The 20,221-nt window shown below is 68.4% G+C and carries 20 protein-coding genes; 10 read left to right on the forward strand and 10 right to left on the reverse strand.

The window, feature by feature from the left end; all coding sequences use genetic code 11:
- The 3 genes from A9X05_RS30215 to A9X05_RS26990 all read left to right on the forward strand — a co-directional run.
- A partial coding sequence (locus A9X05_RS30215; RefSeq protein ID WP_156737025.1) for an SHOCT domain-containing protein occupies positions 1 to 116 on the forward strand: 116 nt, incomplete at its 5' end.
- A 411-nt stretch (positions 117 to 527) separates the two neighbouring features.
- Complete coding sequence (locus A9X05_RS26985; RefSeq protein ID WP_067750642.1) at positions 528 to 851, forward strand: DUF732 domain-containing protein; 324 nt, start codon at positions 528 to 530, stop codon at positions 849 to 851.
- Between the two features lie 132 nt (positions 852 to 983).
- Positions 984 to 1,787, forward strand: coding sequence for an MOSC domain-containing protein (locus tag A9X05_RS26990; protein WP_156737027.1), 804 nt, complete (start codon positions 984 to 986; stop codon positions 1,785 to 1,787).
- Between the two features lie 5 nt (positions 1,788 to 1,792).
- Here A9X05_RS26990 and A9X05_RS26995 read toward each other — a convergent pair whose 3' ends face one another.
- From A9X05_RS26995 to A9X05_RS27010, 4 genes are all read right to left on the reverse strand, one after another.
- Complete coding sequence (locus A9X05_RS26995; RefSeq protein ID WP_231972785.1) at positions 1,793 to 3,061, reverse strand: cytochrome P450; 1,269 nt, start codon at positions 3,059 to 3,061, stop codon at positions 1,793 to 1,795.
- 12 nt (positions 3,062 to 3,073) lie between these two features.
- Positions 3,074 to 4,477 (reverse strand): NAD(P)/FAD-dependent oxidoreductase, encoded by a 1,404-nt coding sequence (locus A9X05_RS27000; RefSeq protein ID WP_067785233.1) that lies wholly within the window; start codon positions 4,475 to 4,477, stop codon positions 3,074 to 3,076.
- Complete coding sequence (locus A9X05_RS27005; protein WP_067750654.1) at positions 4,474 to 4,689, reverse strand: ferredoxin; 216 nt, start codon at positions 4,687 to 4,689, stop codon at positions 4,474 to 4,476. The genes A9X05_RS27000 and A9X05_RS27005 overlap by 4 nt, the downstream gene beginning before the upstream one ends.
- A gap of 314 nt (positions 4,690 to 5,003) precedes the next feature.
- Positions 5,004 to 5,258: a hypothetical protein gene (locus tag A9X05_RS27010; protein WP_067750658.1), complete on the reverse strand. Its 255-nt coding sequence runs from the start codon at positions 5,256 to 5,258 to the stop codon at positions 5,004 to 5,006.
- 168 nt (positions 5,259 to 5,426) lie between these two features.
- Between A9X05_RS27010 and A9X05_RS27015 the strand changes: the two genes are divergently transcribed.
- Positions 5,427 to 5,870, forward strand: coding sequence for a hypothetical protein (locus A9X05_RS27015; protein ID WP_197499218.1), 444 nt, complete (start codon positions 5,427 to 5,429; stop codon positions 5,868 to 5,870).
- Here A9X05_RS27015 and A9X05_RS27020 read toward each other — a convergent pair.
- The 3 genes from A9X05_RS27020 to A9X05_RS27030 form a co-directional block, all read right to left on the reverse strand.
- On the reverse strand, positions 5,789 to 6,454 hold the full coding sequence (locus A9X05_RS27020; protein ID WP_067750662.1) for a cutinase family protein: 666 nt from the start codon (positions 6,452 to 6,454) through the stop codon (positions 5,789 to 5,791). The genes A9X05_RS27015 and A9X05_RS27020 overlap by 82 nt on opposite strands.
- Before the next feature lie 81 nt (positions 6,455 to 6,535).
- Positions 6,536 to 6,964 (reverse strand): DUF3253 domain-containing protein, encoded by a 429-nt coding sequence (locus tag A9X05_RS27025; RefSeq protein ID WP_231978479.1) that lies wholly within the window; start codon positions 6,962 to 6,964, stop codon positions 6,536 to 6,538.
- Positions 6,965 to 7,047: 83 nt separating this feature from the next.
- Positions 7,048 to 7,821, reverse strand: a complete 774-nt coding sequence (locus tag A9X05_RS27030) for an enoyl-CoA hydratase/isomerase family protein (protein ID WP_067750666.1) — start codon at positions 7,819 to 7,821, stop codon at positions 7,048 to 7,050.
- A 55-nt stretch (positions 7,822 to 7,876) separates the two neighbouring features.
- On the opposite strand from A9X05_RS27030, the gene hrpA reads away from it, so the two are divergent.
- Together hrpA and A9X05_RS27040 are read left to right on the forward strand one after the other, a co-directional pair.
- Positions 7,877 to 11,788 carry an ATP-dependent RNA helicase HrpA gene (hrpA, locus tag A9X05_RS27035; RefSeq protein ID WP_067785238.1) on the forward strand — a complete coding sequence of 1,304 codons (3,912 nt, stop codon included), beginning with the start codon at positions 7,877 to 7,879 and terminating at the stop codon, positions 11,786 to 11,788.
- A gap of 113 nt (positions 11,789 to 11,901) precedes the next feature.
- Positions 11,902 to 13,389: an FAD-dependent monooxygenase gene (locus A9X05_RS27040; RefSeq protein ID WP_304442461.1), complete on the forward strand. Its 1,488-nt coding sequence runs from the start codon at positions 11,902 to 11,904 to the stop codon at positions 13,387 to 13,389.
- Here the strand turns inward: A9X05_RS27040 and A9X05_RS27045 are convergent.
- Positions 13,386 to 13,568, reverse strand: coding sequence for a hypothetical protein (locus A9X05_RS27045; protein WP_067785244.1), 183 nt, complete (start codon positions 13,566 to 13,568; stop codon positions 13,386 to 13,388). The two genes, A9X05_RS27040 and A9X05_RS27045, sit on opposite strands and share 4 nt — an antisense overlap.
- Before the next feature lie 165 nt (positions 13,569 to 13,733).
- On the opposite strand from A9X05_RS27045, the gene zwf reads away from it, so the two are divergent.
- Complete coding sequence (gene zwf / locus A9X05_RS27050; RefSeq protein ID WP_067750681.1) at positions 13,734 to 15,239, forward strand: glucose-6-phosphate dehydrogenase; 1,506 nt, start codon at positions 13,734 to 13,736, stop codon at positions 15,237 to 15,239.
- A gap of 8 nt (positions 15,240 to 15,247) precedes the next feature.
- Here the strand turns inward: zwf and A9X05_RS27055 are convergent, their stop codons facing one another.
- On the reverse strand, positions 15,248 to 16,171 hold the full coding sequence (locus A9X05_RS27055; RefSeq protein ID WP_067785247.1) for a class I SAM-dependent methyltransferase: 924 nt from the start codon (positions 16,169 to 16,171) through the stop codon (positions 15,248 to 15,250).
- 128 nt (positions 16,172 to 16,299) lie between these two features.
- On the opposite strand from A9X05_RS27055, the gene A9X05_RS27060 reads away from it, so the two are divergent.
- The gene (locus A9X05_RS27060; RefSeq protein WP_067750688.1) at positions 16,300 to 17,181 is read left to right on the forward strand and encodes a CoA ester lyase; all 882 of its coding nucleotides are present in this window, start codon (positions 16,300 to 16,302) and stop codon (positions 17,179 to 17,181) included.
- 10 nt (positions 17,182 to 17,191) lie between these two features.
- On the opposite strand, the gene A9X05_RS27065 is transcribed toward A9X05_RS27060, so the two are convergent.
- Complete coding sequence (locus tag A9X05_RS27065; protein ID WP_067750691.1) at positions 17,192 to 17,938, reverse strand: sensor domain-containing protein; 747 nt, start codon at positions 17,936 to 17,938, stop codon at positions 17,192 to 17,194.
- 412 nt (positions 17,939 to 18,350) lie between these two features.
- Between A9X05_RS27065 and A9X05_RS27070 the strand changes: the two genes are divergently transcribed.
- Positions 18,351 to 18,758: a hypothetical protein gene (locus A9X05_RS27070; RefSeq protein WP_067785250.1), complete on the forward strand. Its 408-nt coding sequence runs from the start codon at positions 18,351 to 18,353 to the stop codon at positions 18,756 to 18,758.
- Positions 18,759 to 18,980: 222 nt separating this feature from the next.
- Complete coding sequence (locus tag A9X05_RS27075) at positions 18,981 to 20,216, forward strand: osmoprotectant NAGGN system M42 family peptidase (RefSeq protein ID WP_067750696.1); 1,236 nt, start codon at positions 18,981 to 18,983, stop codon at positions 20,214 to 20,216.
- Positions 20,217 to 20,221: the final 5 nt, after the last annotated feature.

Below are 20,221 nucleotides of genomic sequence, written 5' to 3' on the forward strand. Positions count from 1 at the left end.
GTGGCCCCATCACCAGCATCGCCGCCGAGTTGCGCGAGCTGGCCTCCCTGCGGGACGCGGGGATCATCACGGAGGACGAGTTCCTCGAACAGAAGCAGCGGCTGCTCCCACACTGACGGTGTCGTGCACCCGTTTTCCGTGGCGACAAACGCGTCCGATATCGACAGATGTCGCGGTCAATTGTTTCGTATGATATTTGTATGCTGGTGCGTCATTTTAGGGTCGGTGTCGGTAGGAAGTTCGAAATTATCGTGCCGCTAACGCTCGCGTCACCAACACGGCATCATCTGGCTATATCGGCGACCCGAAATGCCAGCCTTTCGCTCTCTAGGTGCCTTTCACTTTGGATCTCGCCAAGCCGGTTCAGCTGCAGGACAGCGCCATCGGGCTGGCAATACGACCACGGAATAGTGGTCCGGCAACCTGTAGTGCGGGCACCGCAATTTTCTTAGTTTTAATATCTGTTCACGCCGCCCACTCATATACTGACCCCACCCTCAACACCGACAAGAAAAGAAGGTCGTGAAATGCTTGCACCGCGTTTGCTGGCCAAACTGACGATTCCCGTGATGATTGGCGCTGCCCTGACCGCGAGCACCGCAATTGCCTCGGCCGACAGCACCGACGACGCCTACTTGACGAAATTGCACAACCTCGGGTTCACGTGGCCCTCGTCGAGTGACTCGGACATGATCGCGCTGGGACACGCGGTGTGCGCCGACCGGATGGCCGGCAAGACGCCGGATGCGATCGCCGCCGACCTGCATTCCGGCATGAGCGCGAAGGGCTTCTCGTTCGCGGACATGACCGGCTGGGTCAGCGCGGCGGAGTCGACCTACTGCCCGGGCTGATCGTCCTCAGACCCACCACCTGAGTTCCGCGCCCTGCCCGCATAGTCTGATCCAGACAATGCGGGCAGGGTCGCTAGGTGGGGACAGCCAGTGGAGCAGCCGACGGCCTTTTCAGGTCAAGCCGCGGGCGAGATGCGGGTTGAGAGCCTGCTTCGCTACCCGGTGAAGTCGATGCTCGGCGAGACCGTGCCGAGCATGTTCGTCGACGAACACGGCGCCGAGGGGGACCGCCGGCTTGCCCTCCTCGACACCACTACCGGTCACGTGGCCAGCGCCAAGAACGCCCGGCTCTGGCGCGAGCTGTTGAAGTGCACGGCCAGCCGCCACGACGGCGGGGTGCACATCGAGCTGCCCGACGGGACGAGGGTGGCGGCCGACGACCCTGGCATCGATGATCGGCTCTCGCAGCTGTTGGGGCGATCGGTCCGGCTGGTCACCCAGCGCGCCGACGGCGCGACGTTGGTGCGCCCGGACCCCGAGCAGCTGCTCGAACTGGGCCTGGACGCCGAAGTCGGCGGCCGCATCTTGGAGATCGCGCAGGCGACGCCGGGCGACTCGTTCACCGACGAAGCCCCGCTGCACGCGATCACGACCGCCACGCTCGAACACATCGGCGTCGAGGCCCTGCGGTATCGCCCGAACCTGGTGGTCGCGACGCCGCCGGGTTGCCCGCCCTATGTGGAGAACGACTGGGTCGGCGGTGAGATCGCGGTCGGCGAGGCGAGGCTGCGTGTCCTGACGGCAACGTCGCGCTGCGTCGTACCGACGCTCGAGCACGGCCCACTGCCGCGCGCCGCGCAGGCGCTCCGCACCCCCGCCGCCGAAAACCGTTGGGATACGGGCGGTCACGGCGCTCAGCCGTGCGCGGGTGCATATCTGGCGGTGGTGACCGGTGGCGTCATCCACGTCGGTGAATCCGTCACGATCGGCCGGTAGGCCGTTCAATCACCGATCGCCGCGAAGTCCACCCAGAGATGGCGTGGCCCGCGGAACACCTGATTGTGCCGGTATGGCGGCGGGTCGACCACCAGCTTCGGAGAGTCGACGCGACGCACGAAGACCTCCAGCGCCAGGTTGACCTCCAGCCGCGCCAGCGGACCGCCCATGCAGGTGTGAATGCCGCTGCCCCAACCGAAATGCTCATTGTCGGGCCGCAGCGGATCGAAGCGATCCGGGCTGTCGAACCGACGCGGGTCCCGGTTGGCGGCGGCGTAAATCAGATACACCGCCGAGCCGGCGGGGATCACGGTTCCGCCGACCTCGATGTCGGCGGTCGCACTGCGGCTGGGAAAGAACTGCACCGCCGACTGCAGCCGTTGCACCTCTTCGATGACGCGGGGAATGAGCTCGGGGCGCCGCCGAACCAGTTCCCACGAGCCGGGATTGCGCAGCAGCGTCATCACGCAGTTGCTGATGGTGTTGACCGTCGAGTCGTGACCGGCCACGAGCAGCAGCATCGCGTTGGATGTCGCCTCCTGCAACGACATCGGGCCGTCCGGGCCGTCATCGTGCAGCAAACTGGACAGCAAGCCGTCGCCCGGGTTCGTCGCATACCTGCGCACCAGGTCGCCCAGATACGCCAGCAAGGCGGCGGTGCCCGCGCGGCCCCGCTCGGCGAGCGCGCGCCCTTCCTCGGTGGCGCCCTCCGGACCCAGGTCGAGGCCCATCATGAAGTCGAAGATCCAGGAGTGAAACATCGGCTCGTCTTCGACGGGTACGCCAAGGATCTTGCAGATGACGGCGACGGGGATCGGGTAGGCGAATTCCTCCACCACGTCCACGCGGGTGGCGCCGCGCGCCTTGGTTTTGTCGAGGAGGTCGTTGGCCAGCCGCACGACAAGCGGTTCCATGTCGGGAATGACGTCGGGGGAATGCGGGGGGCCGAAGTGGCGCATGACCTGGCGCCGGGCCCGGTCGTGATCGGGCGGGTCGGAGACGATGATGCTCGGCTCGCGGCCGTAGGCCTGCATGTGTCCGCTGCCGGGCTCGGGGTCGGGCTTCTCGACGCCGAAATCCGCTGGGCTGCGGCGAATGTCGGAGCTGATTCGCGGGTCGTGGGCCAGGATGAGCAACTCGGGATAGCCGGTGACCACGTAGGTCTTGTCGGCGACCTTGGCTACCGGCGCCTTGCGCAGCTCTTCGAAATACGGGTAGGGGTTCGGCCGGTTCTCGAACTTCATCGCTTCGGCCCAGGCGGTCGCGGCGTCCAATGTCGTCTCCCGTCAGCGGATCCGGGGCCGGAATTCGGCGCCCCGCGAGGTCGGGTCGTGCCCGGTGAGCACCACGTCGGGGATGTCCGTGCGTTCGCGCGGGTCGGGGAATCGGGCCGGCATCGGCTCGAAGATGGCGGGACGGTCGTAGCCCGGTGGCGGCGGCGGAAACGGGGCGGATCGCTCGATGAGGGAGGCGTAGTAGGGCAGCCACTTGCCGTGGTTGAACGTCACCGCGCCGACGACGCGGCCCCGGTGACCGTAGGCGGCCGCGAAGCGGCGTTGCTCGACCGAGCCCTGGGTGAAGACGATCTCGTCGCCGAACGAGCACACGCCGACGCTCTTGATGTTAACGCCGAACTGCCCGGACCAGAACGAGGGCAGTGGCAGGTGCGGCCGACGTCCCGTCTCGACGCTGATCATGTTGTTGGCCGCCACCGCGGCACCGAAAACGGCGTTGTCCCAATGCTCTTGCGACATGAACTGGTACTCGTAGAGCACGTGCGGGGCGCGCGCCACGTCGCCGGCGACGAAGATGTTGTCGGTCACCACGCCGTTGATGTCGAACGCGCGGCAGCCGGCGTCGCAGGCCACCCCCCAAAATCCGCTCGCGAGCTGCGCCCCCTCGAGCCATTCAACGTTGCGGATCGAGCCCAGTGAGGCCACGACGACGTCGACCTCGAGCACCGTGCCGTCGGACAGGCGGGCGGCGCGGACGTGGCCGTCGGCGTCACCGTCGAGGCCGTCGACCGCGACACCGGTGCGCAGGTCGACGCCCGCCTCGATCTGCATCTGCGCGGCGATGTCGCCGATCACGCCGCCCAGGGCGCCCGTCAGGGGTGCCTTGCCGCGCTCGGCGACGCTCACCGGTAGATCGAGATCGCGGCACACCGAGGCGATCTCCGATCCCACGAAACCCGAGCCGACGATGAGCACCCGGCGCGGCCGCGCCTTCAGGGCCGCTGCCAGCTTCGCCGCGTCGTCGCAGGTGCGCACGGTGAACAGCCCCTCCAGAGCTGCCTCTTCGGGGTTGAACCAGGGCCGCGCCCTGGTGCCGGTGGCGATCAGCAGCCGGTCGTAGTCGACCTTCTCGCCGTTGGCCAGCAACACCTGGCGATTGGACCGGTCCAGCCCCACCGCCGCCACGCCGAGCCGCCACTGCGCGTCGACGGGACGCAGGCGGGGAAGCTTGGTGTGGTCGGCGGGCACCCAGCCCTTCAGAACCTGCTTGGACAACGGCGGTCGGTCGTAGGGTTCGTGGGGCTCGTCGCCGATGATGGTCAACTGGCCCCGAAACCCCTTCTCGCGCAGCGCTTCCGCGGCGCGCAAGCCGGCCAGGGAGGCTCCCACGATGACGATCCGGCCCTCGGCTCTGAACGTGTCGACCAGCTGGCTGACCAACGAACCCGTGCTCATACGGTGTCCCGGTCCGACGGCGGATCCACTTCGAGGATGATCGCCTGCACCGGGCAGGAAGCCGCCGCACGCAATACCCGCTGCCGCGCGGAATCGTCGGGATTCGGGTCGTAGGCGAGCGCTTCTTCACCGACGAGCTGCAGTACGTCGGGCGCCAGCGGGACGCACTGCGCGTAGCCCTGGCACTTGTTGAGATCGACGACCAGCCGCATGCCCCGACCTTCCGCCCGTCGGCTACCAGCATTCTTTGAGGGCAGACTACTTCGCGGCGGGCGCCCGCCACAGGGTTCACGAAAGATTCGCGCCCAGTGCGACGGGGCCGGCGCGCGTCAGTCAGGCACCCAGATTGCGCAGCGCTGTTCCTTGGCGAAACCCAGATAGCTCACGCCGCTCCCTCCGTTGGGGCGTTGCATTCCCGCCCAGGACGGGCCCAAAACGGGAGGCCGCGTTTACTCCGCCGATGGGCGGCACATCCCGCCGCGATCGCGTTGGGTGTGCGAGGAATTGCGGCGCCAGGGGCCGCCGTCTACGCGTCGGTGCGCGGGGTGGGACTCTGCGCCGATTCCCATTTCGACTCGAGCGATCGGGTCACCGTCGTACCGGCGGCCAGGTGGAGCTGGAAGGTTTCCCCGTCGCCGGCCTCGAACGTGAGGAGGTAGCCGCCCTCGGTGGCGTCCTTGAACACCACCTTGTAAGGCTGTTCACCAGAGCCGCGGTCGACGGCGATGATGTCGCCTGGGGTGACGTCGTCGATGGGGTCGTTACCGGAGACTTTGGACATGCCTTCGACGGTAACCGATCGGAAACGCGCTGCGCAGCGCGATACCGTCCGGCGCGCGACTTCCGTTGAGCTGCTGGGCAATTCACTCGCCGAGAGCGCCGATCCGGGCGAACCAACAGGTGGTGACCCAGGTCACAGCCGGGTTTGATCGGCGATATCGGTGGCCTGGTGGAGCGCGGGACGGCGCCCGCCGAACGCAGCGGCGCGCTGTTGGAGCGCGGGACGGCGCCCGCCGAACGCAGCGGCGCGCTGGGGCCGCGCCGCGCACCTGGACGCGAAGACGCGACCAGGAAGGAACAGGCCGACGCCAGGCTGAAGGGCGTCCGCGACGAGGCGGTCGAGGACCGCCAAGAAAGCGCAGGCGGCCGCCCGGCGGGGGATCAAGAGGCGTGCGAGACCGCCGAGCAACGCAACCGTGCGGCAACGCAGTCGGCCCGGGCCGACACGCGCACCGAGGCGGAGCGCGTCGCGCAGCCGGCGGGCGCCGAGAAGCAACGGCGCCGAGGGGAGCGCGCGAAAGGCTGGCGTGTTCAGGCGCGCGCCGGCGGCCCCTGGTTGATCTTGTTGGCGGCGAACGTGGCGGCCTGGTTGGTCATCCCGGCGTCGATGTAGGAGACGTGCGCCATGATGTTGCCGCCGCCGGAACAGATCGGGTCGTCGGGGGCACACAAGCTGAGGGTCTTGGATCCGTACGCCGGATTGATCGTCGGAAGCGGCTGGCCGCCCCACAGCATGGACGAGAACCCGCTGCTGGGCTCCCCGAACAGCGCGACGGCGGCGACGTGATCGGCGACCGACGGCGGCATCGCGTTGGTGGCCAGATCGATCACCGTTGAGCCTTGGGAGTACCCGCCGAGCACGATCCTCGAGTTCGGGCAGCTGGCGACGGTGTCCTGGATGTGGGTGCTCGCGTCGTTGGAGCCGGCGTTCGCGCTGTTGTGGTAGTCGTCGTTGGCCGGGTAGTTGACCGCGTAGACGTCGACGGACTTCCCGCCGAGCTGCGAGGTGAGCGAATCCACGAAAGCCTGGCCGATGTTGCCCAGCCCGGGCTCCTGATGCGTGCCCCGGGCGAAGACCACCGAGACGTCGGAGCAGGCATCGGCGGCGGCGGTGGGGAGGGCGACCGGGACGCTCAGCGCTGCCCAGGTCGTCGCCACCGAGACACCGACAATACGACCAAATCTGCGTGCACTCATGGCGGAAATCCTGTCACACCGCCGGTCCCGGCGGTCCCGGCGGTTGGCGCTACCGCGCCCCCACCACCTCGGCGCGCCGAATCATCTTGCAGCACAAGGGTTGTCGGCCTGCGGCAGCCGGATGCGGATGGGGCCGCTCCAGTCGTCGTCGGGATCGACGACGTTGCCGCGCTGCGTGATCTGCACGTCGCCCGATCTGGCCAGCTTCCGCGCGGCGTCACGGGCGTCGGCCATCAAGTCGCGCCAGTTCTCGCCGCCCACGGCCCGGGCGGCGTCCGACGGGCAGATGCTGCTCCGCGGGCCTCGATGCTCGGTCAACGCGCGGATCGACGATTCCAGCCGCCGCCCGATCGGCCCCGCTCCGAGAGCGATCTCGGCGTGGTCGGCGCCGCGACCACCACCATCACGCACCCGGCCGAGTTCGGCGCGCAATCGCTCACCCACCCAACCAGTGAAGGGCAACGCGGCGGTGTCCGCCACCACGTCCTCACAACCGCGGTCAGTGCGCACCCGTGGAGCCGCTGGGTGCAGGGCCTGACCGATCTGTCGCGGTCAAGCTGCCGTCGTGCCGGTTGCGCTCCGTGTTGTGACGGCTAGCGGCCGCGCCACTGGGGCTTGCGCTTCTCGGCCCACGCCCGCAGCCCCTCGGCGACGTCCTCGGTCGCCCCGGCCACCTTGCGCATGGTCTCGCCGAAGCGGACCGCCTCGATCCAGCCCATGTTCGCCGTGCGCCACGCCACCTCTTTGGTGGCGCGTTGCGCCAGGGGAGCGGCCTCGGTGAGCGTCCGCGCCCACGCCCGGGCCTCGGCCTGCAGCTCGTCGGGATCCACCAGCTTCCAGACCAGACCGACCTCCTTGGCCCGCGCCGCGCTCATCGGCTTACCGGTCAGCAGGAGTTCCATGGCATTGGCCCAGCCGATCCGCTGGGGCAGCCGGATGGCCCCGACTATGGTCGGCACCCCGATCGACACCTCGGGAAAGGAGAAGCTGGCTTCGGTGCTGGCGATGACGAAGTCGCAGAACAGCACCCCGGTCACGCCGTAGCCGATGCACGGCCCGTGTACCGCCGCGATGGTCGGCTTGAACAGCTCCATCCCGGATTCGAAGGAGTTGATGGTCGGCTTCTCCCAGAAGGTGCCGCCGAAGGTACCGACCGATCCCTCGCCGTCCTTGAGGTCGCCGCCCGCGCAGTACACGTCGCCGTTGGCCGTCAGGATCGCGACCCAGGCGTCCAGATCGTCGCGGAACCGCTCCCACGCCGCATTCAAGTCCCGGCGGAGGGCGCCGTTGATGGCGTTGCGAGCCTCGGGCCGGTTGAGGGTGATGGTGGCGATGTGGTCGGCCAGCTCATAGGTGACGAGGCTCATGGGTTCACCCTAGGGCGGCCGACGGTCGATGCGGCCCGCGCCTATCCTGGCCAAAGTGGCCGAATTGTCCGTCGCGGAACTGCGCGCCCGCCTCGACGGTCTGACCACCCGCGACGCCGCACGCCTGGGTAGGCGCCTGAGGAACCTGCGGGGCGCGCAACCCGACGTACGGCGGCAATTCGCCGAGCAGATCGCGAAGGCCGAGGCACTCGTCGCCACCCGGCGGGCCGCGGTGCCGGCGATCGCCTTCCCCGACCTCCCGGTCAGCGAGCGGCGGCAGGAGATCGCCGACGCGCTGCGCGCCAACCAGGTCGTGGTCGTCGCCGGCGAGACCGGCTCGGGCAAGACCACCCAACTGCCCAAGATCTGCCTTGAGGCCGGCCGGGGAATCCGGGGAACCATCGGGCATACCCAGCCCCGGCGGCTGGCCGCGCGCACCGTCGCGCAGCGCATCGCCGACGAACTGGGCAGCCCGCTGGGCGAGACGGTCGGCTACACCGTCCGGTTCACCGACCAGGTCAGCGACCACACCCTGGTCAAGCTGATGACCGACGGCATCCTGCTCGCCGAGATTCAGCGCGACCGCCAGCTGCTGCGCTACGACACGCTGATCCTCGACGAGGCCCACGAGCGCAGCCTGAACATCGACTTCCTCCTGGGTTACCTGCACGAGCTGCTGCCGCGCCGTCCCGACCTGAAGGTCATCGTCACCTCGGCGACCATCGAGCCGCAGCGGTTCGCGGACCACTTCGGCGGCGCGCCGATCGTGGAGGTTTCCGGACGGACGTACCCGGTGGAGATTCGCTACCGGCCGTTGGAGGTTCCGGTGTCGAGCGGTACAGAGGACGACCCGGACGACCCCGATCACGAGGTCGTGCGCACCGAGACCCGAGACGAGGTCGAGGCGATCGTCGACGCGGTCGGGGAACTGGAGGCCGAGCCCGCCGGCGACGTCCTGGTGTTCCTCTCGGGTGAACGCGAAATCCGTGATACGGCAGAGGCTTTGGGCGGACTGACGAACACCGAGGTGCTTCCCCTGTACGCCCGGCTGCCCACCGCCGAGCAGCAGAAGGTGTTCGCGCCCCACACCGGGCGCCGAGTCGTGCTGGCGACCAACGTGGCCGAGACGTCGCTGACCGTGCCCGGCATCCGCTACGTCGTCGACCCCGGCAACGCCCGCATCTCGCGGTACAGCCGCCGCCTGAAGGTGCAGCGGCTGCCGATCGAACCCATCTCGCAGGCGTCCGCCGCGCAACGGGCCGGCCGCTGCGGCCGCGTCGCTGCCGGGGTGTGCATCCGCCTGTATTCCGAGGAGGACTTCGCGGCCCGTCCGCGGTACACCGAGCCCGAGATCCTGCGGACCAACCTCGCCGCGGTGCTGTTGCAGATGGCGGCGCTGCGGCTCGGCGAGGTGGAGAACTTTCCGTTCCTCGACCCGCCGGACCGGCGCAGCATCCGCGACGGGGTGCACTTGCTGCAGGAGTTGGGGGCGTTCGACGCCCACGGCGCCATCACCGACCTCGGGCGCCGACTGGCGCGGCTGCCCGTGGACCCCCGGCTGGGCCGGATGATCTTGCAGGCCCAGGCCGAGGGTTGCGTGCGTGAGGTGCTGGTGTTGGCCGCCGCGCTGACCATTCCCGACCCGCGGGAACGTCCCACCGACCGCGAGGAGGCGGCGCGCCAGAAGCACGCCCGCTTCACCGACGACGGTTCCGACTTCCTGTCCTACCTCAACCTCTGGCGATACCTACAAGAGAAACGAAAAGCGCTGACCGGCAACGGCTTTCGCCGGATGTGCCGAGACGAGTTCCTGCACTACCTGCGCATCCGCGAGTGGCAGGACCTGGTCGGGCAACTGCGCAGCATCGCCCGTGACCTGGGCGTCGTCGAAGACGCCGCATCCGCGGAGCCGGCCGAACCGGCGCGGGTGCACGCGGCGCTGCTGGCCGGCTTGCTGTCGCATATAGGGATGCGCCGAGAGGACGGGCGCGAGTATCTGGGCGCGCGGAACTCGCGCTTCCTGCTCGCGCCGGGCTCGGCGCTCACCAAACGGCCGCCGCGCTGGGTGGTCGTGGCGGAACTGGTCGAAACCAGCCGCCTCTACGGGCGCACCGCCGCGCGGATCCAGCCCGAGGTGGTCGAGCGGGTCGCGGGCGATCTGGTGCAACGCACCCACAGCGAGCCGCATTGGGACGCCAAGCGCGGCGAGGTGATGGCCTACGAGCGGGTGACGCTCTACGGCCTGCCACTGGTCGCGCGCCGTCGCGTCGGGTATGCCCACGTGGAGCCGGCGGTGGCGCGGGAGCTGTTCATCCGGCATGCGCTGGTGGAGGGGGACTGGCAGAGCCGCCACCGCTTCCTCCGCGACAACGCGCGGCTGCGCGCCGAGCTCGAGGAGCTCGAGGAGCGGGCCCGCCGCCGCGACCTACTTGTCGGTGACGATGAGGTCTACGGGTTCTATGACGCGCGCGTGCCCGCGGATGTCGTGTCGGCGCGCCACTTCGACGCGTGGTGGCGCAAGCAGCGCCACAAGACACCACAGCTGCTCACGTTCACTCGTGACGACCTGTTACGCACCGGCGACACGGCCGACGACGCCGACCGGCCGACCGTCTGGCGTTCGGGTGATGTCGCGCTGCCGCTGACCTACCGGTTCGAGCCGGGCGCCGCCGACGACGGCGTCACGGTGCACGTGCCGATCGACGTGCTCGCGCGGTTGGGCGGTGACGAGTTCGCCTGGCAGGTGCCGGCGCTGCGTGAGGAGCTGGTGACCGCGCTCATCCGTTCACTGCCAAAGGACCTGCGCCGCAACTTCGTTCCCGCCCCCGACACCGCGCGTGCCGTGCTGGCTGGGATCGACCCGGCGGGGGAGCCGCTGCTGGAGGCGTTGCGGCGCGAACTACGCCGACGCACCGGGGTTTCGGTCCCGGTCGACGCCTTCGATCTGGACAAGCTTCCGGCGCACCTGCGGGTGACCTTCGCGGTCGAGTCCGGTGACGGCACCGAGGTCGCCCGCGGGAAGGACCTGGCCGCGTTGCAACAACGGCTGGCCGCGCCCGCCCGCCGGGCCGTCGCCCGGGCGGTCGCCGCCGAGCTGGAACGGACCGGCCTGCGCGGCTGGCCCGACGACCTCGACGCGGTGCCACCCGTCATCGAGCGAACGGTCGACGGACGTACCGTCCGCGGGTTTCCCGGTTTCGTCGATGCCGGCGGCGCCGTCGACCTGCGGGTGTTCGCGAACCCGGCGGAGCGGGACGGTGCGATGGGGCCGGGCATGCGCCGCTTGGTGCGGCTGAGTGTGCTGTCCCCGGTCAAAGCCATTGAGCGGCAATTGGATCCGCGCACACGGCTCGTGCTCGGCGCGAACCCGGATGGCTCCCTGGCCGCGCTGCTCGAGGACTGCGCCGACGCCGCGACGGACGCGCTGCTGCGGAGGCCGGTGTGGAATAGGGACGAGTTCGCCGCGCTGCGCGATGGCGCGGCCGGCGCCCTGGCGCCGGCGACCGCCGACATCGTGGCCCGTGTGCAGCAGGTGCTGGCGGCCGCGCAGGACGTGCGGCTGCTCCTGCCCGGTCGGCCCGCGCCCGCACAGACCGACGCGATCGCCGACGTCCAGGCTCAGCTGGGCCGGCTGTTGCCGCCGGGGTTCGTCACGGCCACGGGTCGCGCCCACCTGTCCGACCTCGTCCGCTACCTGACGGCAATCCGCCGGCGCCTCGAGCGGCTGCCGTCCGCGGTCGAGCCGGACCGGGATCGGATGCGGCGGGTGCACGCCGTCCAACATGCCTACGAAGAACTGGCGCACACGCTGTCACCCGTGCGGCGGGCGGCGGAGGACGTCCGCGACGTTGCGCGGCAGATCGAGGAATTGCGGGTCAGCCTGTGGGCGCAGCAGCTGGGCACGCCACGGCCGGTGAGCGAGCAGCGGATCTACCGCGCCATCGAGGCGCTGCGCGACAGTCCGTGAATTACCTTCCCACTCTCAACCTATAGCGCACCGGGGGGCTTGCGGCAAGGCCAGGGTGATGCCGCACAATCGCTGGCCGAAGCCATTTTTCGCTCTACAGCAGGGGGTTGGGAGTGCTGTCACCCAGGAATGTCGAACATGCGGTGCTGATAGCCGGAGGCGGCCCGACGGGACTGATGCTGGCCGGTGAATTGGCGTTGGCGGGGGTCGATGTGGCGATCCTCGAGCGGCGCCCCGACCGGAATCTGATCGGTGCGCGCGCCGGGGGTCTGCATGCGCGCACGATCGAGGTGCTCGATCAGCGCGGCATCGCCGACCGGTTTCTCGCCCGGGGCCAGGTCGCCCAGGTCGCCGGGTTCGCCCAGATTCGGCTGGACATCAGCGACTTTCCCACCCGGCATCCGTACGGTCTTGCCCTGTGGCAGAACGAGATCGAAAGCATCCTCGCCGACTGGGCAAACGAGCTCGGGGTGCGAATGCATCGGGGACAAGAGGTGACGGGCATCGCCCAGGACGCCAGCGGTGTTGACGTCACGTTGTCCGATGGCCGTTCCATGCGAGGCGGATACCTCGTCGGCTGCGACGGCGGCCGTAGCGTCGTCCGGAAAGCCGCCGGTATCGATTTCCCGGGCTGGGAGCCGACGACCAGCTACCTGCTCGCAGAGGTCGAAATGGATTACGGCACCGGCGATTCGCCCGAGTGGGGCATTCGCCACGACGCGCTCGGCGTCCATTCTCTGGCCGCGTCCGAGGGCGGCGGGCCGGTTCGTGTCATGGTCACCGAGCGGCACCTGGGACCAAACAGCGAACCCACGCTGGACGACCTGCGTAAGGGGCTCATCGCGGTCTACGGCACGGACTACGGGATCCACAGTCCCGCTTGGCTTTCCAGGTTCGCCGACACGGCGCGACAGGCCGCGAGCTATCGCGCGGGGCGTGTCCTGCTGGCCGGCGACGCCGCGCATGTGCACCACCCGGTGGGCGGACAGGGTCTGAACACCGGTGTACAGGACGCGGTCAACCTGGGCTGGAAGCTGGGACAGGTGGTCGACGGCACGTCACCCGACAGCCTGCTCGACACCTACCACGCCGAACGGCACCCGGTCGCCGCGCGCGTGCTGCGCAACGCGGTCGCGCAGATGGCGCTCCTGCGCCCCGACGACCGCACCAAGGCCTTGCGCGACACCATGTCCGACGTCCTCGGCATGGACGAACCACGCAAACGGTTCGCCGCGATGATGTCGGGCCTGGACATCCGCTACGACCTCGGCGACGGACACCCGCTGCTCGGACGCCGAATGCCCGATCTCGACGTCGTCAGCGCCGACGGCCCGCTGCGGGTCTACTCGCTGTTACACCGCGCCCGGCCGGTGCTGCTCAACCTCGGTGAGCCGGGCCGATTCGATATCGGCCGGGTCCAGACGATCGACGCGGAATACGCCGGTGGGTGGGAGCTTCCGGCGCTCGGCGCGGTCGAGGCCCCTGATGCGGTGCTGATCCGGCCGGACGGACATGTCGCCTGGGTGGGCGGTTCCACCGGTGCGGGGCTTCGGGACGCGCTCGACGCCTGGTTCGGCGCGCCGTCCGCGGTCAGGCCTTAGTCGGGCGGCTCCTCCGTGGAGCCTCGAGTGGGGGCGCGCTCGCGGTCGCTGGGCTTGCCGGCGACGCCTTCGGCCTCACGATCGTCGGCGACTTTCTCCTCGAGCTGGTCAACGATGTCTTCCAGCTCCTCCGAGTGACCCCGTAGGTCCTTGTCCGGTCTCGTCATATCGCTTTCCATCGACTGTGGTGGGGTACCGCCCCGCCGGTACCCCATACCCCGTCAGCCGGACGGTAACCGGCCGTGGAGTGTGATCCTGCCATCCCGGGCGGCAAACGCCGCGTTGAAGGGGCCCGGGGAGTGAGGGACGCGACATAACGCCGCGGCGATGGAAGTATCGCAGGGGTGGCCGATAAGAAACCGCAGACCATCTCGTACCCGGCGGCCGGTGGGCGTCCGCACCGTCACGAAACCGAATCGCTCGACCCGCACGTCATCGTCCTGTTCGGCGCGACGGGGGACCTGGCGAAACGCAAGTTGCTCCCCGGCCTGGCCTATCTGGACCAGTCCGAGCTTGCACCGGACATCCAAATCGTCGCGACGTCGTTGGAAGACATCAGCGACGACGAATTCCGGGAGATCGCGAAAGAGGCGATCGATTCGTTCGGTAGCCACAAGCTCTCGGACGAACAATGGGCCAACTTCGCGAAGATCATCACCTACATTCCGCAGGGCCGCGGGCCGGAGGCGCTGGCGGAGGCCGTCGCCGAAGCCGAAGCCAACCTGGGCCCCAAGGTCAGGCGGTTGCACTACCTGTCGGTGCCGCCGAAGGCCGCGCGAGAAGTCATTTCCATGTTGCGTGAGGCGAAACTCGTCGACCGCTCGCGCGTAGTGATGGAGAAACCGTTCGGAACCGATTTGGCGAGCGCGGTCGCGCTGAACGACTTCGTGCACGAAACGTTCGAGGAATCCCAGATCTTTCGGATCGATCACTTCCTGGGCAAGGAGGCGGCCCAGAACATCCTGGCGTTCCGCTTCGCCAATGGTCTGTTCGAGCCGATCTGGAACCGCAACTTCATCGACCATATTCAGATCGACATCCCCGAAGCCCTCGGCCTGGATCAGCGGGCTAACTTCTACGAGGAGACCGGCGCCTACAAGGACATGGTGGTGACCCACCTGTTCCAGGTGATGGCGTTCGTGGTGATGGAGCCGCCGACGGCGCTGGAACCCTTTGCCATCAGCGAAGAAAAGAACAAGGTGTTCCGGTCGATGCTGCCGGTCAAGCCTTCCAACGTCGTACGCGGCCAATACGGCGGATACCGCGACGAAAAAGGCGTGGCCAAGGACTCCGACACCGAGACGTTCATCGCGCTCAAGGTCGGCATCGACAATTGGCGCTGGGCCGGCGTGCCCATCTATCTGCGCACCGGCAAGAAGATGGCCGAGGGCATCCGGATCATCTCGATCGCGTTCAAGGAGGCGCCGCGAACGATGTTCCCGCCAGGCTCGGGAGTGGGGACTCAAGGTCCCGACCACCTCACGTTCGACCTGGCCGACAACTCCAAGGTGTCGTTGTCGTTCTACGGCAAGCGGCCGGGCCCGGGCATGAAGCTGGACAAGCTGTCCATGCAGTTCTCCTCCCAGGAGATCGACACCGTCGTCGATGTGCTGGAGGCGTACGAACGGCTCATCCTGGACGCGATGCGCGGTGACCACACACTTTTCAATACCGCCGAGGGCATCGAATCGCTGTGGGAGCGTTCGCAGGAGCTGCTCGACGACCCACCGCCGGCCAAGATGTACCAGCCGGGCACGTGGGGCCCCAACGCGATTCATCAGTTGATCGCGCCGAACGCGTGGCGGCTGCCGTTCGAACGGGAATGGCGCGACGCCAAGCCCGACCGCTAGGAGCGCATTCAGCCCAGCTCGGCGCTGATGTAGGTGATGGCGTGCCGGAACTGCTTGATGATCTCGTTGTCCGGGATGACGAAGCCGTGGTCGGTGTATAGCTGCTCGGTGGGGTAGGGGGTGACGACCCAGCCGGTGGCCGCCAGGCGTTCCCCGGCGGGGTGGCGCTCCCCGTGCCACACCAGGTCGGCGACGTCGATGTCCAGTCCGTGCTTGCGCCAGGCGGCGCGCATCGCCCGGGCTCGCTCGTCGGTGAACACGGCCATGTCCCTGATGTTCTCGGTGGCCAGCCGGCTACCGGGCGCGCTCAGCGCGGTGATGTTGTCCAACAGCCGGTCCTGCGCCTGCGGCGGCAGGTAGGGAAGCAGGCCTTCGGCGATCCAGGCGGTGCGCACCGACGTGTCAAAGCCTTTGTCGCGCAGCGCCGTTGGCCAATCATCGCGCAGGTCGACAACCACGGTCCGCCGTTCGGCGGTCGGTTCGGCGCCGAGGCGGGCCAGCGTGTCGCTCTTGAAGGCGATGACCTCGGGCTGGTCGACCTCGTAAACCACCGTGCCCGGCGACCAAGCCAACCGGTATGCCCGGGCGTCGAGTCCGGCGGCCAAGATGACGGTCTGACGTATGCCGGCTCCGCTCGCGGAGGTGAGGAAGTCGTCGAAAAACCGGGTGCGCACGGCTATTTGCTCGCGACGCTGCTGCAGGGTGAAGGGCATATCGTCGTCGTCGAGCGGGATTTCGCCGTCCAGCATGCGGACGAAGAAGGGGTGCCCGACCGCGCGTACCAAGGGCTCGGCGAACCGGTCATCGAGCAGCGGATCCGGCCCGCGGGAGGCCAGCGCGCGGGACGCGGCGACCATCGTCGCGGTCGCCCCGACGCTGGAGGCCAAGTCCCAGCTGTCGCCTTCGGTGCGTGCCGAACCAAGTGATGACACTCGCCGCTCCCTCCTGTATCCCCGCGGATCGCCTGCGCGATCACACCGCCAAGACCGAAGGGTACTTTCTGCCTATGCCGCGCTCACCACGCACCCGTTGAGCCCGACGACAGGAAGCGAATCACTCGATGGCACCGACCCTGCGCCCGCGCCGCTCCGCGTTGTACCTGCCCGGCAACAAGCCGCGGGCCTTGGAGAAGGGGAAATCGCTGCCCGCGGACGTGGTCATCTTCGACCTCGAAGATGCCGTGGGGCCCGACGCCAAAGCCGATTCGCGGGCGACGGTGTGCGAAGCGGCCTCGTCGGGCGGCTACGCGCCCCGCGAGGTCGTGGTGCGCATCAACGGCTTGGACACCGAGTGGCACGACGAGGACCTGGCGGCGGTGGCCGGTACGAGCGCACACGGCGTGCTGGTGCCCAAAGTCGAGTCGGGCGAGCAGGTCCGGGCGCTGGCCGCGACCTTGGGCAGGCTGGGCGCTCCGGATTCGTTGCAGCTGTGGGTGATGATCGAGACGCCGCGATCCTTCCTGCGGGCCGAAGAGATCGCCTCGGCCAGTGACCGATTGGCCGCGCTGGTGATCGGCACCAACGACCTGGTGAACGACCTGCATGCCCTGCACGTGCCCGGTCGCGCGCCCGTCGTCCCCGCGTTGTCCTTAGCGGTGCTGGGGGCCAGGGCGGCAGGGAAGGTGATCCTGGACGGGGTGTTCAACGACATCACCGATGAGGCCGGCTTTCGGGCCGAGGCGCGGCAGGGCCGCGAAATGGGTTTCGACGGCAAGAGTTTGATCCATCCGTCCCAGATCGGGCCCGCCAACGACCTTTTCGGTCCATCGGAGCGGGAACTCGCCGACGCCCGCAAGGTGGTGACGGCCTACCGGGAGGCGCGGGCGGCGGGGACGAGTGTCATCACGGTGGACGGTCGCATGATCGAGAGCCTGCACGTCCGCAACGCCGAACGGATCCTCGCCCTCGCCGAGATCATCGAGGAAGTGGCATCCGCGTCGTAGCCGTCCTGGCTTATTGCTTGTCGACCTTGCCCGCGATCTGACCGGCGAGCTTGACGGCCAAGTCGGCGGGATCCTTGCGGATCGCGCTGACATCGATCGCGACGTTGTTGCGGACCGTCAGCGCCCGCTGAGCGGTCATGGTGAGCAGGACGTTGCCGTTGTCGCGGATTGTCATCGTCAGCGTGGTGCTCAACGTGCCGTTGTCGTTGGAGACCGGTCCCACCTGCCAGCCCGTCTCCGGGGTGTCCTGCCCGGCCGGAGTCGTGAACTGCCGGTTGGCGCAGGCCGGCCAGCGCTGCGCCGAGGTCGCGTAGAAGGCGTTGGCTTCCTTGGGGGTCGGGAACAGCACCAGCACCTGTTCCACCTCGGGGTCCGGCTCGTTGGAATTCGGGGGAAGTGACGCAGTTTCGTCGTCGCCGCTTACCGCGGTGTAGCCGCTACCGGCATACACGGGAGCCTGCCCGGGGCCGATCGCGTAGACGCAGTCGTCGGGGAATTTCCAGCCCGCGGGCCACGGCTGCTTCGCGGCGTCGTCCTTCAGCTTGTCGTTCTTTTCCTTGCTCTTCGATCCGGTGGCGCCCAGGGCGCTGTCGAGGTCCGCGGACGTAAGCAGCAAGCCCGGCAGCGCCGCCTGCGCGACCGGCGGCCTGGTGGACGTCGTGGTCGAGGAGCCGGGAGCACCGCCGTTGCTGCCGCCGCACGCGGCAACCAGGATCCCGATGGCGGCGGCGGACATCGCGGTCGTCAGTTGGCGCATGTGTTGCTCACCCTTCGTGCCGTCGGGCCCCCGCGCGACCGGCGCATCCGCTGCCCGATGCTCAGAGGTGGACGGAAGCATAACCGCTTCGACAGCAAATTGCGTGATTCGTCGCAAAGTCTTCAACGGTTCAGCACTTAGCCGCTGTTCCGGGTTGAGCCCGCGTGGACACTCGGCGATCTGACACCGGAACCGCACCCGCGGGACGACGCCGCGTGACGAAAGCGTTCGCAGATCAAGGGTTTCCTAGGTCAACAAAGGGGCGGTTCATGGCCCGTCCGCTTGTCGCACGACGTGTCGATGAGGTGAAGAAGACCCCACAAACCGCTTCGATCCGATACGCGGGCCGGTAGGGTGCTTGCAGCAAACACATCTTCGGGGGACGGAGGAGTGTCCGATGCGGCGAGCCCGAATGAGATGCGCAGGACTGGTCGCGATCGCGATCATCGCAGCGGGATGCTCGAACGACTCGTCGCCGACGGCCTCCTCGACCAGTCAATCGGCGACCCCGAGCTCGCAGGCGCCGTCACCGTCACCGACTTTGCCGGCGCCGTCTTCCGCGCAGCCTCAGTCGTTCGACCAATCCACCTGCCTCGACATCTCCTTCGCCAAGGACAACCTGATGGTGGCCAACAACCCGGAGAAGGCGCGCAAGTACGCCGACACACTGGAGAAGTACGGCCCACCCGACAGCGTGAAGGCCGCCATCGAGCACTTCGTCACCACCGGCGGCGCACAGCCCAACGATGCCGATCTGAACAGCAACAGGGACTTGATCACCAACTGGATCAAGCAGGCCTGCCCCAACGTGAACCCTTGACGCCGGCCGCGTCTGTCCAGCGCGTGGTCGGCTAAGCCCCGCGTCTTCGCGTGGCCGAATCCGATTGCGCCAACGGGCGCGTGGATCCGAAGTGCTCTACCGTGATGGCAGCGGAGGACGGCCGCGCCTCTTACGGCGCGGGTCCCGCGGCCCGGGCCAGTCGATCAACGGCGGCCACGCGGTAGGTTGATTCGGTCCCCGGGTGATTCGAGAGGAGATACCGTGCGCCAAACCACGGCCATGGCCGAGGCCGACCGCACGTGGATGGTCGACACGCTGCTCGCGCTGCTGCAGACGCCAAGTCCGGCGGGCCGGACGGACGCGGTGATGCAGCTCATCGGTGACATCTTCGATGGCTTCGGCGTCCCGTTTTCGCTGACGCGACGCGGGGCGCTGACCGCCGAGCTGCCGGGGGAGTCGGCGACGACGGACCGCGCGCTGGTGGTTCACGCCGACACGATCGGGTGCATGGTCCGTCGGCTCAAGGACAACGGGCGTCTCGAGGTGATACCGGTCGGCACCTTTTCGGCCCGGTTCGCCGCGGGCGCCCGGGTGCGAATCTTTTCCGACGATCCCGACGAGTTCATCACCGGGACCGTCCTGCCGCTCAAGGCCAGCGGGCACGCTTTCGGTGACGAGATCGACCTGCAGCCCACCGACTGGGAACACGTCGAGGTCCGCGTCGACCGCCAGGTGCACTCGCGAGAGGACCTGGTCCGTCTCGGGCTGCAGATCGGCGACTTCGTCGCGCTGATCGCCAGCCCGGAACTGACCGCCGACGGCTACATCGTGTCCCGTCACCTCGACGGCAAGGCGGGCGTGGCGATCGCGCTGGCGCTGGCGAAGAATTTCGCCGAGAACAAAGTGGTGCTGCCGCACCGCACGATGGTCATGATCACCATCACCGAGGAGGTCGGCCACGGGGCGAGCCACGGCCTGCCCGCCGACGTCGCCGAATTGGTCTCGGTGGACAACGCGGTGTGCGCGCCGGGCCAACACTCCATCGAGGACGGCGTCACGATACCGATGGCCGACCTGCACGGTCCGTTCGACTATCACCTGACGCGCAAACTGTGCCGGCTCGCCGAAGAGCAGGACATCCGTTGCGCGCGAGACGTATTCCGGTTCTATCGCTCCGACGCCGCCGCGGCGATCGAGGCGGGTGCGGGCACCCGCGCGGCACTCGTCGGGTTCGGGCTCGACGGAAGCCATGGCTGGGAGCGCACTCATCTGGATTCGTTGCAGGCGGTGTACTGCCTGCTGCACTCCTGGCTGCAGACGCCACTGACGTTCGCCAAGTGGGACGCCAAGCCGTCGGGCAAGCTGCGCGACTTCCCGTCTTCCAAGCAGCCCGCCCCCAGCGAGCGGTGGGTGCCGTTGGCTCGTGGCGAACACGATTCGCCCGGCGAGGCGTCGCCGGGTTCGCACTGGCCCCCGTCGGAGGGGCCCCAGGCCTGAGGCGC

The sequence above is a fragment of the Mycobacterium sp. E3298 genome (assembly GCF_001666895.1).
Lineage (GTDB): Bacteria > Actinomycetota > Actinomycetes > Mycobacteriales > Mycobacteriaceae > Mycobacterium.

Coding starts and splice junctions, on each gene's coding strand:
- A9X05_RS27020 (WP_067750662.1), bottom strand. CDS start 6,454: ATGAGTGCACGCAGATTTGGTCGTATTGTCGGTGTCTCGGTGGCGACG.
- A9X05_RS26985 (WP_067750642.1), top strand. CDS start 528: ATGCTTGCACCGCGTTTGCTGGCCAAACTGACGATTCCCGTGATGATT.
- A9X05_RS26990 (WP_156737027.1), top strand. CDS start 984: ATGCGGGTTGAGAGCCTGCTTCGCTACCCGGTGAAGTCGATGCTCGGC.
- A9X05_RS27030 (WP_067750666.1), bottom strand. CDS start 7,821: ATGAGCCTCGTCACCTATGAGCTGGCCGACCACATCGCCACCATCACC.
- A9X05_RS27045 (WP_067785244.1), bottom strand. CDS start 13,568: ATGGAAAGCGATATGACGAGACCGGACAAGGACCTACGGGGTCACTCG.
- A9X05_RS27060 (WP_067750688.1), top strand. CDS start 16,300: ATGGCACCGACCCTGCGCCCGCGCCGCTCCGCGTTGTACCTGCCCGGC.
- A9X05_RS27000 (WP_067785233.1), bottom strand. CDS start 4,477: ATGAGCACGGGTTCGTTGGTCAGCCAGCTGGTCGACACGTTCAGAGCC.
- A9X05_RS27005 (WP_067750654.1), bottom strand. CDS start 4,689: ATGCGGCTGGTCGTCGATCTCAACAAGTGCCAGGGCTACGCGCAGTGC.
- A9X05_RS27070 (WP_067785250.1), top strand. CDS start 18,351: ATGAGATGCGCAGGACTGGTCGCGATCGCGATCATCGCAGCGGGATGC.
- A9X05_RS27065 (WP_067750691.1), bottom strand. CDS start 17,938: ATGCGCCAACTGACGACCGCGATGTCCGCCGCCGCCATCGGGATCCTG.
- A9X05_RS27010 (WP_067750658.1), bottom strand. CDS start 5,258: ATGTCCAAAGTCTCCGGTAACGACCCCATCGACGACGTCACCCCAGGC.